This window comes from Mycolicibacterium chengduense (assembly GCF_033741155.1).
Lineage (GTDB): Bacteria > Actinomycetota > Actinomycetes > Mycobacteriales > Mycobacteriaceae > Mycobacterium.
Genome location: NZ_JAWQNH010000002.1, coordinates 520848 through 532951 on the forward strand (window position 1 = coordinate 520848; position 12104 = coordinate 532951).

A 12104-nucleotide genomic window follows, 5' to 3' on the forward strand; every position below is an offset into this window, starting at 1 on the left:
GGGGCATTGGGGATTCCTCCGGTTCACCGGATCAATCGATGCTTCGCTCACTTGTCTACTTCTTCCTCAATCGTGATGATGTTCGAGAACCGCCTTGACGGTGACACCGGCTTCGACGTCGGCGACCGCGTCGTTGATGGACTCCAGCGGATAGACCGTCGTGATCTGTTCGAGTGGGAACCGGCCCTGTCGGTACAACTGCAGGATTCGCGGTATCAACACGGCGGGTGCCTGATGGCCGATGACCGACCCCATGACGCTGCGGCCCAACAACAACTCGAAGGCGTCGGTTCGGAACTCGGCTTGCGCAGGCGCAATGCCGAGGATCGCGGCCCGGCCCAACGGAGCCAATGAAGCCACCGCGGCCGTCATCGACTCCGGAGATCCGGTGGACTCCAGAGCCAGGCCGACACCCGCGCCACCGGTGAGTTCCATTACCGCATCGACTGGCGGGGTGGCGTTGATGTCGACCACGTCGGTGGCGCCGAGTTGCACCGCGAGATCCAGCCGCGCCGGGTGCCTGTCGGCGACGATGATTCGAGCTACGCCCGACGCGACCGCCGCCATGACCGCACTCAGCCCGACCGCTCCTGCACCGATGACAAGCAACGTGGCTCCGGGTTCGGCGTTCAGTACGTTCCACACTGCGCCAGCGCCGGTGCTGACTCCACACCCCAGTGGCGCGAGCACCGGCGCCGGGATGTCAGCGTCCACCTTGACCAATCCGCTCGGCCGACAAAGACTCAGGCCGGCGAAAGATGATTGCCCGAAGAAGTGGTCGTGGATCGGCCTGCCGCTCTGGTCGCGGAGGCCTACGGACCCGTCGGCGCGCTGCGCCCCGAAGTTCAATGCGAAGTGATCGGGGCAATACGCCGGCATCCCACCTCGACAATTGGCGCAACACCCACAGAAGTTGAAGCCGGCGATCACCCGGTCGCCCACAGCGAATCCCTCCACGCCCGAACCGGCGTACTCGACCACGCCCGCTCCCTCGTGCCCCGACACCACGGGCAGCGGCGTCGGAAGACGCCCTGCAGCGACCTCAAGGTCAGTGCGGCATAAGCCGGCCGCGAAGAAGCGGACAATCACCTCATCCGCGCGCGGCGTCTCGACGCCCACCTGCTCGACAACAAAGCCGCTAGCCCCAGCACGGCTCACCGCTGCCGTGGTCGCCATCATCCTTCTGCACCCTTCACGGTCGTCGAATCAGTACGCGATCAATGGATTCATGCCGGGAAAGTGGGAACTGACAATCGGCATCCTGGCGGCCCTCAGCCGTTCGGCCCATTCGAAGCGTTGCCGTGCAGCGGCACCGGCGTCAGCATCGAAGCCGCACCGCCACTCGGCGTTGGCCACACCCAGCGGGTGATGGAACAGATCACCGACGAACGCCAAGGCGTCCTGGCCGTTCACATCGGATACCACGACAAGGGCATTGCCCGGTGAATGCCCCGGCGCGTGATGCAGGGTGAGCCACGGCAGCGGCATGGCTCGCGCGCCGGACCAGAACGCCAGGTGCGACACGATCGGCTGCAGCACGTGGCGTGCCTCGTGTTCCGGGTTCAGGCTTGCCCATTCGAGCTCGTGCACGTGGTAAACGGCATTCGGAAAGTACGGCGCACCGTCGACCGTGGCCCAGCCGATGTGGTCGGAATGAAAGTGGGTCAGGACCACGTGATCGATCTGGCCGGGCGTCACACCGAGCGCACGTAGCACGCCCGGGAGTTCGGAGGACCGGTGAGGCAACGAGCCATCCGGCAGCGGTGACGGCGTCGGACCGCCGCCGGTGTCGATCAACACGGTGCTACCCGACGAATCGACGGCGAGGAATCCCCCGTAGGGAACATTTAAGCGGCCATCGGAACTGAGATCGGTGGACATGCTTCGCCACACGTCCTCAGAGACATCGGGATAGAGCACCGACAGTGGCACCGGCATGATCCCGTCGACAACCGGGTGAACGTCTACTCCCCCCACACGCAACGGTGCCTCCCACATACTCCATGTCTACTTGCGCGCAAGCAAGCTGTCAAGGCGGGCCTCGCCCCGAGCGTTATTTTGCGGTGCATTTCGGGCAACCAGCCCCGCGGACGGGTCAACCGGTCGGCCAAAGTCAGCGACGATTCGGCTCGGGGCGCCAGCGATGCGAACCAGATCAGGGTGGCATCAGGCCCTGCCCTGGCGCCGGTAACCCTGCGGTCGCCATCCCCACAACCTCCTGATCATGGCCGGACACGCGCGACCCGTCATGTCCTTGCTAGCAAGCAAGTCATGCCGCCAATGGATAGCAGAGCAATGCTGCATTGGGAGGATCACCCACGCCGGCGCGCGCAGTGGTCCGATGTCAGCGCAGCGGGCGCAGCACAATCGGCATGCCGTCGACGGGTACCGGCATGCCGCCGTGGTCTTAGCGCGGCTGGTAATCCGGACTGGCGAGTTCCAGCTGGTAACGCCGCAGCAACCGGTGCATCACCGTCTTGATCTCCAACTGGCCGAACACCATTCCGATGCACTTGTGCGCACCACCGCCGAACGGTGCGAATGCATAGCGGTGCCTCTTGTGCTCGCTGCGCGGCTCGGCGAAACGCTCCGGGTCGAACTTCTCTGGATCCGTCCACAATTCAGGCAACCGATGGTTGACTGACGGCCAGGTCAGCACGCTGGTCCCGGCCGGGATGAAGTAGCCCAGCAATTCGGTGTCGCGCACGGCTTCGCGGAAATTGAACGGCAGCGGCGTCATCATCCGCAGCGACTCGTTGATTACCAAGTCGAAAGTTTCTAGCTTCTCCAGCGATTCCAAGTCCAGGGGCCCGTCGCCGATCCGCGCGGAATCGTCGCGCAAGCGCTCCTGCCACTCCGGATTGGCCGCCAGGTGGTAGGCCATCGTCGTCATCGTCGAGGTTGAGGTGTCGTGTGCGGCCATCATCAGGAAGATCATGTGGCTGACGATCTGGTCGTCGGTGAAGGTCTGCCCGTCCTCATCAGCGGCATGGCACAACACACTGAACATGTCAGTCCCCTCCGAGCGCCGCTTCTCGCCGATGCGGCTGGCGAAGTAGTCCTCCAAGGTCTTGCGGGCCCGGATACCGCGCCACCACTTCAGTGGCGGCACCGAGGCTCGCACGATCGCATTGCCGGCGCGCGTGGTGGTGGTAAACGCGTTGTTGACTGTGGTGACCAGAGATCGGTCGGTGCCGGCCGGCACGCCCATGAACACCTCGGAAGCGATGTCGAGCGTGAGTACCTTGATCGCCGGATGGAAAAGGAACCGCGGGTCCTCGGCCACCCAGTCGTCGGTCAACACGGTCGAGGCCACCGAATCGATGTGCGATATGTAGCCGCTGAGCCGGGTGCGGGTGAAAGCCTCCTGCATGATCCGGCGATGAAACATGTGCTCGTCGAAGTCGAGCAGCATCAGACCGCCCTCGAAGAACGGGCCGATCGCCTTGGCCCAGGCGCGCTGCGAGAAGTCCTTGTTGCGGTTGGAGAAGACCGCCTGAGTGGCGTCGGGCCCCAGTGCCATCACCGACGACAATGCCGGCGAAGCGGTGAAGTAGATAGGGCCGTGCCTTCGGTATAGGTCCAGTGCATAGTCCGGACCGCCACGGAACATCTCGATTGCGTGCCCAAGGACCGGCAAACCGGAGTCACCCATGACCGGCTTGAGCCCACTGCCGGCAAATGGCTCGGCGAGCACGAATTGGTCCCAGTCCTTGACCTTGAGCCGCTTCTCCAGAGCGCCAAGCCCCGGCGTCGTCGCCGGCATCAAGGTAAGCCGCCGCTTGATCTGGTCCAAAAGGTAACGGGAGGTACTGATGGTCGCCATGTGCGGCTCCTGAGTTGCGAGGACGTGTGGTGGAGATCACCGATAGTCGATGATCTCCCCGAAACTTGACGCATGTCAAGTTTCGGGGCCATCACACTTCCGTCGAGACCTTCACCATTCCGAGTTACTGAGACATCCCAAATCACCTGCGAAATAATGACTCTGATGAGGGATCCGCGCCGCGGCTGTCACCCCGACTGGCAGCCGGCACCACACGATTGCGAACTCGCAACGGATCAACTTCACTCAATGCACTTTTACCGACATGTACCTAGGCTGCCTGCCAGCAAGTAGGCTGTCGCACGGCACCGTCTCAATGCACGTGTCGAGCAAGCACGAGGCGCGCGTACACCGGCCACTTCTGCAGCCCGGCTCACGCAATGAACCCACGGCGCGCGGTATCCCGCGACACCTACCGGTGTAATCGTCCTGCCCGTCGGCCATATCGGGCTTGTCAGCGTTAACGATGGCTGGTCAAGGGGCACACCGATAGTTCAACTGGGCGCTGAGCAAGGACTCTCCGGGGTACGTGTTCGCACAACGTCAAGTTGAATGAAGCCACAGGTGGGTCGCACGGAAAGTGCGTGACCGACACGTGAGTATGTGTGTGCCCGGCCTTACGGGTTGGCAAAGCACTAGCCTGATACCCGACATTTGTCGGAAGGACACCGTAGTGGTAGATCGAACGCGACCGGAGCAGACCGCGAGCGGACCCCGCCCCGTAGAGCATAAGGACGCCGCACGTCGTCAGGACATCTTGCGCGCCGCGACCAAACTGTTCGCCGAACAGGGCTACCGCGAGACGAATCTCAATCAGATCGCCGTGGAGTTGGGTTTTCGCCGCCAAGCCGTCTATCACTACTTCCGCGCCAAAGACGAGATCCTGTACGAGCTGATTGCACAGGCCGGAGAGTCGATGATCTCGACGTCACAACCCATTTTCGACGCCGATCTGGAGCCCACTACGGCTTTGACGGAGATCGTGCGCAACCATGTCCGCGTCGTACTGGCCCAGCCCGACACCTTCCGCGTCCAGTTCGCGGAGTTGAACAAGCTCAGCGGCGAACGCGCTGAAACACTGCGAAAGGGCATGTCCGACTATGTCCACCGCATCGCCGACGTAGTCAAGGCCGGTCAACGAGCCGGGACATTCCTCCCCGCTCCCCCGATGATGCAGGCCCTACTGCTCGTAGGCATGTGTAACGGGACCACCCAGTGGTACGAAGGCACCCGTTCACGCACTTCCATCGACGAGGTCGCCGACCAGGCCGCCCGGGTCGCGATTTCGGGCCTCACCGGCAAAGACTCCGCTTCTCCGCCACCTGCAAGGACAAAGCGCCCGAAGTCCGCGAAGGCGACATCGAAGACTGCCCCGGCCCCCCGCCGGCGGCGGTCATAACAAGGTCGACGCAAGCGTCCAACTGCTTGCTTGCCAGCAAGTCATAGCACTACGTTGGGCCGGGTGACTGACTGCACACTGTGCGAACGCTTAACCTCGTCGGCGCCGCCGCCCGGCGGATGGATTTACCAGGATGCGTTGTGGGCCGTCTCGGCACACCCGGGTGTCGCCGCACCGGGCTGGCTCGCCATTCAAACAATCCGTCACGTCGAGACACTGGCCGAACTTGACCACGACGAAGCCACCTCGCTGGGCGTCCTTGTCCGTGACGTATCCACATGTCTGCAAGTAACGACAGGCGCGGACCGCACCTACACATACGCGCTCGGCGAGGGCGTACGCCACGTTCACGTACTGGTCGGAGTGCCGCTATCACCGTCGAATCCCGCCGACCGAGGTGCCCAACTACTATCTCGCATTCTGGCCAGGGATTCGATCCTGGAGCAACCCGAACTCCGCGATCATGTGTGCTCGGTGCTCGCGCAGACGATCCGAAACGGGTAGGTACGCAGCCTGCGCCGGTTGGCCCACGCCCATGCTCAAAACTCCGCTTCGAGCTCTCTCCGGGCCTCCTGAGTTCGACCAGTTGACATTCGTCTTGCTTGCCCGCAAGCTGCGCCGGACAACCTTTTCGGCCGGCTCACGATGCCCCGCAATCGATTCCGACCACAAACGAATGGAACCAAGCAATGTTCGTCGCCTTAACAGTTTTATGCTGCCTGCTCGCACTGGCCCTGAGCGTGACCGGCGTCGCAAAGCTTGCCGGCCATGCCACCACCGTCGAAAGTTTGGCGACGGTCGGATTTCCGCCAAAGTACGCCGCAGTTCTGGCCTCGACAGAACTTGCGGGGTCGGCCGGCCTCCTCTTTGGCCTACGCTGGTGGCTCATCGGGGTCGCCGCGGCCGGCGGCGTTGTGCTGTACTTCCTCGGGGCCGTCGGCGCTCACATACGCTCCCGAAATGGAAACGTCGCACCTGCGCTGTTCCTGCTCGCCTTGGGGGTGGGCGCCCTGATCCTACGTTTCGTCACTCGTTGACCCATTGCCACATAGCGACTTTCAATGTCCGGTACGTGTGGGCATTGTCGCATGAACGCATCGGCTGTTTGCTTGCTAGCCTGCAAGCACTGCTCTATCGTGGCCTGCAGCGGACGCTGCCTCGTCGCCATCCGTTCTGCGACGTCGACTCCGATCAGCGGCAGCACTCGTCTACGAAATTCGAAGGGGCCCAAGGTATGACCGATCTCAGCGGAAAGGTAGCGCTGATCACGGGATCGGCGCGAGGTATCGGTCGCGCCATCGCACTGCGATATGCATCGTGCGGCGCATCCGTCGTCGTCAACTATTCGGGCGATGAAGCCAATGCGGTGCAAACAGTCAAGGATGCCGAGGACGCGGGCGGCAAGGCTATCGCTATCAAAGCCGACGTGTCGAAGACCGCTGAACTGGACAGGCTCTTCGAGAGCTCACGCGCCGCGTTCGGCGACTTGCACGTGGTGGTTGCCAACGCCGGTGTCGAGATCATCGATCAACCGGTCCTGGAGGTAACCGAGGAGCAGTTCGATCACCTTTTCGCGATCAACACCAAGGGCGCGTTCTTCACGCTACAGAAGGCTGCGCACCACATCGCCGATAACGGTCGAATCATCTACATCGGCTCGAGCACCACGTGCAGTCCATTCGCTGGCGTAGGACTGTATGGATCCAGCAAGATGGCGCCCCGATACTTGGTGGGTGTGCTCGCGTTGGAGCTCGGCAGGCGCGGCATCACGGTGAACACCATTCTGCCCACAGTCATCGAGGGGGCCGGAGTGTTCACCGACATCGCCCCCGACGACCGCTACAACAAGATGAATGCCGCGATGCGGCCCATTGGCGGCAGGATGGGACGTCCAGAGGACGTCGCCGACGCCGCAGAGTACTTCGCAAGCGACCTAGCGGGGTGGGTGAGTGGCCAGCACCTACTGGTCAGCGGCGGCGCCCAAATGTAAGCCCTAGCGGTGCCCAATACTCGCACCTCAAGCGACCCCATGACATTGCCTCTGGCGCAACAACTCACGGCCTGGTGCGATGCTCACCACTTGAGCCCGGCTTGGATCGACACGCCCCTCCCTACCAGCGAAAGTGCAGCATGAGAGCCGCTATCGGAAAGCTAGCAGAACAGTCGTCCATACGGCGCTGGCAGATGGACGAATTCACGTTCACCTACGTCGTGGACGGATCGATGTGGCTGGCCGCAGCACTCTTTCTCAACTCGATCCCGACCAGCTACTGGGATGACCATCCTGATGAGGTGAGCCCTGACGGCTATGTCGCGATGTCGGCCGGCGGACTACTGGTCGAGTCGGGCGGCCACACGGTGCTCATCGATGCTGGATTAGGCGATGTGAAGACCGACAACGCGATCGGACAAAACGACTCCGGGGAGTTCCTGCATACTCTCGACGCGTTGGGCGTCCGAACCGAGGATGTCGATGTATTCGCCCTGACCCATCTTCACGTCGATCACGCCGGTTGGGCCTTCCTGAACGATGACGGTCGCAGGGTGCCAGCGTTCGCCCATGCGCAGTACGTCGTCGCCGAGTCGGAACTCCAGCCGTTCCATCGCGGGGAGCGCCCGCTCGGCGCGTGCGACCACGACTCCATCGTCGCGCCCATGGAGCGGCTCTCGACTCTCAGGCGGGTGACGGACGGTGAGGAGATCATGCCTGGCATCAAGGCAATCATCACTCCCGGCCACAGCGCGGGCCACACGTCGTATCTCATCACCTCATCCTCCGGTAGACGACTTCTCGCTTTCGGGGATGCGTTTCACGTACCGGCGCAACTGAGCCACCCGGATTGGGGATCGGCGCCGGACGCTGCCCCCGATCTGGTCCCAGGGGCGCGCGCTCGCCTTCTCGAGGAACTCTGCCAACCAGACACATACGCATTCGCAATACACTTCGGCGATCAGCCGTTCGGTCGTGTAGACCGGGATCCGTCCGGTGCAGTCCGCTGGCAGCCGATCGCCACCGACATCCTCGCCGGGCCGCCACGCCCAGAACCGGTCACAAGACCGAAAACCGTCGAAAGGACAAACCCGCCGACATGACCACGACCCTGACGGAACGTACCGGCGCGGACCTCGTGGATGTGCACGCACACTATGCCCCACCGGTACCAGATGACAGGCGCGCCGCGATACTCGCCACCCATCAACGCAGCAACTTCCTGTTCCCGCCGGCGAGCAAGTGGAGCCCCGAACTCGCTATCGAGTTCATGGACTCTCATGCAATACGCGCCCAATTGCTGTCCAACCCCAATCAGCTGACCGCCTACTCGGCACGCCGCTTCAACGATTTCGGCGCCGACGTCGTTGCAGACAAGCCTGACAGGTTCGGTCTGCTGGCCAGCCTCCCGCTAGCCGAACCCCGAGTCGCACTGTCCGAGATCGACCGTGCTGCAGATGATCTGAACACAGACGGTTTCGTCCTGATCACCAACTACGGTGGCCGCTACCTCGGTGATCAAGTCTTCGATGACATCTTCGCAGCGCTCAATGAGCGTGCAGCTACAGTATTCGTCCATCCGGTCGAACCAGCTGGCTTCCCGCATCTGTCCTGCGGCAGGCCCGGGCCGGTCATCGAGTTTCCCATGGACACCGCCCGCACTGTGGTCGACGCCATCTACGCGCGGGTATTCCTGCGCTACCCGCGGATCAATTTCATCATCGCCCACGCCGGCGGCGTGCTACCGGTGCTGGCCACCCGCATCGCAACCACCGGAATGCTTGGGTGGGTGCCGAACCCCGACAATGTGACAGCCGACGAAATCCGAAGCCAGTTGGCTGGTTTGTACTACGACACGGCGCTGTCGGCGCACTCCAATTCGCTGTTGCCGCTTCTCGAAACGACGACCGCGTCGCATATCGTGTTCGGATCCGATTATCCACCGGCAGGTGAGAGCGTCATCGAAACCAACATGCAGCTTCTGAAGTCGACGACGATCCTCGACGACAACGAACTCTCGGCGATGGCGACCACCGCCACGGCGCTGTTCCCGCGGCTTGCCCGCAGAACTCGTTGACGCGTCATGTCCATCGGCGACACCAATCGCCGAACTCCGCACGCGCGTTCCCCGCCGAAGCCACGCAGGGGATCTGCAATCCTCGGATAAACCGACCCTTCCCGCTCACGACGCCGCCAAGCACTATCGGGTGGTATGCCGGTGTCCGCAGAACCGCGTAGCACGACGGATGTGCACCAAAATTCCGAAATCCGAGGAGACGCCATCGCGGCACGGAGCACCCCGGGCAGCACCTTCTTCCTGTCCGCTGCGGCGGAGGAGTCGCCGGCATCGGAAGGCTGCGGACACGCGCCTGTTGCGCTGCGCTGGATCGGGCGATCTCCGGGTGCTGCAACCCTCTTGGCAGTGCTGTTCTCGGTAGTGGCCATCCTGACAAATCCTGGTGCCGCCGCCGCGGTCGGCGAGTGCCCCGACGTCGAGGTGATCTTCGCTCGCGGCACCTTCGAGCCACCGGGAATCGGTGCGACGGGACAGGGATTCATCAACGCGCTGCGCGCCCGCCTCCCCGATCAGAGCTTGAACGTACACGCCGTGGAGTATCCGGCATCGCTGGATTTCCCCCGCGTGGCAGATGGCGTCGTCGATGTCGTCAATCGGGTTCGCGCGGTGTCCGAACGTTGCCCCACCACCGACATCGTTTTGGGTGGTTATTCACAGGGTGCAGCCGTGGCCGCCTACGCCACGAGCGAGGAAATGCCTGCCGGATACATTTCCCCGTCCCCGATGCCCAGGCCGTTGACCGGCGCGGTCGCCGATAGCGTATCCGCGGTCGTCTTGTTCGGCCGTCCATCCATGTTCGTGACAAGGCTCGCCGTCAAAGACGCGCCACCATCGGTGATCGGCCCGACATACCAGGGCAGGACGCTGGACCTCTGCGCCGAACAGGACCCGATATGCGCGGTCGGTGGTCTGGACCGGACGGCTCACGGCACCTACATCGATAACGGCATGGCGTCCCAGGCCGCCGATTTTGCCGCAGGACGGCTGCGCGAACAATGACGGTGGTGTCCAATCCGGATCATCGAGGTGGCCAGGAGCACTCGCAGAAGACATCAGGGTTGCTCGATGCAATGAACCGGCAACTCGCAACCGGGATCACGGTGTTGCTGTGCCTGAGCGGCATGCAGTTCTGTCTGTACATCGTCTTGCGGTATCTAGCGCCGTCGCTCGGTGCCGACCCTGATCAGTGGCATCTGTTCGCGCCCGGCTTCTCGAATGGCGGAGATCCGGTCGCCACCACGTCGTTGGTACTGCATCTGGTCGCCGGCGTCATCGTGATGGTGCTGGGGTGCGTGCAATTCGTCACGGCGGCGCGTCGTCGGTGGCCGGTCATGCATCGTGCGATCGGACGGGCGTACGTGGGTTCGGCGATGTTGGCCGCGGTTGGTGGACTGGGCTACATCGTGCTCAACGGCACCGTAGGCGGTGCGGTCATGGACGTCGGTTTCGGCCTCTACGGGGTTCTCGTACTCGTAGCGGCCGTCCGGTGTCTTCGTCACGCCCGCGCCGGCGACGTCGCGGCGCATCGGGATTGGGCGGTGCGACTGTTCGTCCTCGTCGTCGCCTCGTGGCTGTACCGGCTCGAGTACGGTGCAGCGGGTGTCCTCGGAATGGGCGGACACACACCCCAGTTCACCGGATGGTTCGACCAGATCATGGCTTTCGCCTTCTACGTGCCCAACCTTCTCATCACGGAGATGTATCTGCGGGCGCGGCGGCGCCACGGTTCCGTAGCATGGCGCATCGCATCCCTTCTTGCCCTCTCGGTTGCCGCTGCGGTTGTGGTGCTCGGTGTGTACTCGCGGTGGTGAACGCCGGGGCGGCGGAGAAAGCCTGACAAGCGGCTCAGCGGGTGGCGAATTGAACGCCGACGAGTTCCTCCGACTTTTCCCAGACGCGCGCGGCCTCCTCCACGCCGCGAGCCGGCCGATAGACCTGTTGTTCGGCGGCCGGCCCCGACAAGTGCAGAAAACCGCTGGGTCCGTAGAACTTCCCGCCCTGGGCATGCGGATTCGTCGCCGCGTACAGGGCGGGGAGCATTCCCTCTTCAGCCGACCGGTTCAGCAGGCCGAGTCGAGCGAACGCCTTCACCATCCGGAAACCCGTAGTGTCGCGGGAACGGCCCATATGCGGCTGGGCCTTCAGAAGGTTGGTAGGAGTCACCCCGGGGTGGGACGCATTACTCGTGATGCCCCACCCGGCGACGATGCTGCGCCTATCGAGCTCCAGACCGAACATCAGATTGGCGATCTTGGACTGGCTGTAAGCCTTGGAGTCCGAATAGGAACGTTCGAAATTGAGGTCATCCCAATTGATCCCGTTCATCTGCGCCGACACGCTCGACTGGGTGGTGACGCGCGCGTTGCCGGCGCTCAGAAGGGGCAGCAGCCGGGCAGTGAGCGCAAAGTGTGCCAGATGATTGGTCCCCCAATGAAGTTCGAATCCATCAGCCGTGGTCTGCCGGTCGGGCGGACTCATGACGCCGGCGTTGTTGATCAACACGTTGATCGGGCGTCCGTCGCTCAGCAGGCTCTGGGCAAGATCAGCGACCGACTGCAGAGAGCACAGGTCGAGGGGAAGGAGTCGAATGTCCACTCCGGGAGCCATGGCACGAATCTCGCGGAGAGCCCTGTCACCCTTGGCGAGGTTGCGCACCGGAAGCACAAGGTCGGCGCCGGCGCACGCCAGTGTGGTGGCAAGCGCATACCCGATGCCGTCGCTCGCGCCCGTGATCACTGCCAGACGCCCCCGCATATCCGGCACGAAAACCTTTGATTTCCTGCTCATTCCGCTCTCCTCAGTTTCACCGATG

The 12104-nt window shown here is 63.1% G+C and carries 11 protein-coding genes and 1 pseudogene; 8 read left to right on the top strand and 4 right to left on the bottom strand.

The window, feature by feature from the left end; all coding sequences use genetic code 11:
• Positions 1-66: 66 nt before the first annotated feature.
• The 3 genes and pseudogenes from SBI67_RS08115 to SBI67_RS08125 form a co-directional block, all read right to left on the bottom strand.
• Positions 67-1179 carry an NAD(P)-dependent alcohol dehydrogenase gene (locus SBI67_RS08115; RefSeq protein ID WP_318980047.1) on the bottom strand — a complete coding sequence of 371 codons (1113 nt, stop codon included), beginning with the start codon at positions 1177-1179 and terminating at the stop codon, positions 67-69.
• 27 nt (positions 1180-1206) lie between these two features.
• Entirely contained in the window at positions 1207-1938 is a 732-nt protein-coding gene (locus SBI67_RS08120) for an MBL fold metallo-hydrolase (RefSeq protein ID WP_318980048.1), read from the bottom strand.
• Between the two features lie 472 nt (positions 1939-2410).
• Positions 2411-3826, bottom strand: a pseudogene (locus SBI67_RS08125) (cytochrome P450); the annotation flags it as partial.
• Positions 3827-4583: 757 nt separating this feature from the next.
• Between SBI67_RS08125 and SBI67_RS08130 the strand changes: the two are divergent.
• The 8 genes from SBI67_RS08130 to SBI67_RS08165 all read left to right on the top strand — a co-directional run bounded on the left by SBI67_RS08130 (position 4584) and on the right by SBI67_RS08165 (position 11103).
• Positions 4584-5225 (top strand): TetR/AcrR family transcriptional regulator, encoded by a 642-nt coding sequence (locus SBI67_RS08130; protein WP_318980049.1) that lies wholly within the window; start codon positions 4584-4586, stop codon positions 5223-5225.
• Positions 5226-5288: 63 nt separating this feature from the next.
• The gene (locus tag SBI67_RS08135; protein WP_318980050.1) at positions 5289-5729 is read left to right on the top strand and encodes an HIT family protein; all 441 of its coding nucleotides are present in this window, start codon (positions 5289-5291) and stop codon (positions 5727-5729) included.
• A gap of 185 nt (positions 5730-5914) precedes the next feature.
• Entirely contained in the window at positions 5915-6262 is a 348-nt protein-coding gene (locus SBI67_RS08140; RefSeq protein ID WP_318980051.1) for a DoxX family protein, read from the top strand.
• A 197-nt stretch (positions 6263-6459) separates the two neighbouring features.
• The gene (locus tag SBI67_RS08145) at positions 6460-7215 is read left to right on the top strand and encodes an SDR family oxidoreductase (RefSeq protein WP_318980052.1); all 756 of its coding nucleotides are present in this window, start codon (positions 6460-6462) and stop codon (positions 7213-7215) included.
• 194 nt (positions 7216-7409) lie between these two features.
• Positions 7410-8318: an MBL fold metallo-hydrolase gene (locus SBI67_RS08150; RefSeq protein ID WP_318980053.1), complete on the top strand. Its 909-nt coding sequence runs from the start codon at positions 7410-7412 to the stop codon at positions 8316-8318.
• A complete protein-coding gene (locus SBI67_RS08155) occupies positions 8315-9292 on the top strand; it encodes an amidohydrolase family protein (protein WP_318980054.1) in 978 nt (325 codons plus the stop codon). Before SBI67_RS08150 ends, SBI67_RS08155 begins: the two co-directional genes overlap by 4 nt.
• A 300-nt stretch (positions 9293-9592) precedes the next feature.
• Complete coding sequence (locus SBI67_RS08160; protein WP_413232449.1) at positions 9593-10291, top strand: cutinase family protein; 699 nt, start codon at positions 9593-9595, stop codon at positions 10289-10291.
• Between the two features lie 71 nt (positions 10292-10362).
• The gene (locus tag SBI67_RS08165; RefSeq protein WP_318980056.1) at positions 10363-11103 is read left to right on the top strand and encodes a DUF2306 domain-containing protein; all 741 of its coding nucleotides are present in this window, start codon (positions 10363-10365) and stop codon (positions 11101-11103) included.
• A 34-nt stretch (positions 11104-11137) separates the two neighbouring features.
• Here the strand turns inward: SBI67_RS08165 and SBI67_RS08170 are convergent, their stop codons facing one another.
• Entirely contained in the window at positions 11138-12079 is a 942-nt protein-coding gene (locus SBI67_RS08170) for an SDR family oxidoreductase (protein WP_318980057.1), read from the bottom strand.
• Positions 12080-12104: the final 25 nt, after the last annotated feature.

Excerpts from the sequence above, each read along its gene's own strand:
- SBI67_RS08140 (WP_318980051.1), top strand. The coding sequence starts at position 5,915 with ATGTTCGTCGCCTTAACAGTTTTATGCTGCCTGCTCGCACTGGCCCTG.
- SBI67_RS08155 (WP_318980054.1), top strand. The coding sequence starts at position 8,315 with ATGACCACGACCCTGACGGAACGTACCGGCGCGGACCTCGTGGATGTG.
- SBI67_RS08145 (WP_318980052.1), top strand. The coding sequence starts at position 6,460 with ATGACCGATCTCAGCGGAAAGGTAGCGCTGATCACGGGATCGGCGCGA.
- SBI67_RS08150 (WP_318980053.1), top strand. The coding sequence starts at position 7,410 with ATGGACGAATTCACGTTCACCTACGTCGTGGACGGATCGATGTGGCTG.
- SBI67_RS08170 (WP_318980057.1), bottom strand. The coding sequence starts at position 12,079 with ATGAGCAGGAAATCAAAGGTTTTCGTGCCGGATATGCGGGGGCGTCTG.
- SBI67_RS08115 (WP_318980047.1), bottom strand. The coding sequence starts at position 1,179 with ATGATGGCGACCACGGCAGCGGTGAGCCGTGCTGGGGCTAGCGGCTTT.
- SBI67_RS08165 (WP_318980056.1), top strand. The coding sequence starts at position 10,363 with ATGAACCGGCAACTCGCAACCGGGATCACGGTGTTGCTGTGCCTGAGC.
- SBI67_RS08120 (WP_318980048.1), bottom strand. The coding sequence starts at position 1,938 with ATGCCGGTGCCACTGTCGGTGCTCTATCCCGATGTCTCTGAGGACGTG.